This is a genomic window from Arthrobacter sp. E3 (assembly GCF_017353415.1).
Taxonomy (GTDB): domain Bacteria; phylum Actinomycetota; class Actinomycetes; order Actinomycetales; family Micrococcaceae; genus Specibacter.
Map to the genome: position 1 here is coordinate 1 of NZ_JAFMPX010000104.1, position 377 is coordinate 377.

Sequence of the window (377 nt, forward strand, 5' to 3'; positions counted from 1 at the left end):
CGATATCTGGCGACCTGGCTTGAGTACAACGAATCTTTTGGGGTTCGTGGGGAAAGAGCCGTGCAGGGTTGTTCGGGTGTGTGGTTGTTATGCGTTTGGCACGCTATTGGGTCCTGGAACAACAAACCGTCCCCCCTTTTTGTCCTGTCTCTGTGACGGGGTGTGGGGGGTTGGTGTTGGTCCTGGTTTTCCTACACATGACTGGTTGTTGGGGTGTGGAACTGCTTTGTGGTTTCTTTCCTGGTGGTTAGTGTGTGGTGGGGTTGTTGTTTGAGAACTACATAGTGAACGCGAGCATCTTTATAGAGAAAGCAATTTCTTTTGAGTATGTTTGAACCTGGATCTGACACTGCTTTGTTGTGGTGTTGGTTTTCATG

Annotated in this window: 1 protein-coding gene; it reads right to left on the reverse strand. The window is 49.1% G+C overall.

Going from position 1 to position 377, the window contains the following annotated elements:
• Positions 1 to 191: 191 nt before the first annotated feature.
• On the reverse strand, positions 192 to 377 hold a 186-nt coding region (locus JMA46_RS16835), incomplete at its 5' end, for a hypothetical protein (protein ID WP_207346494.1).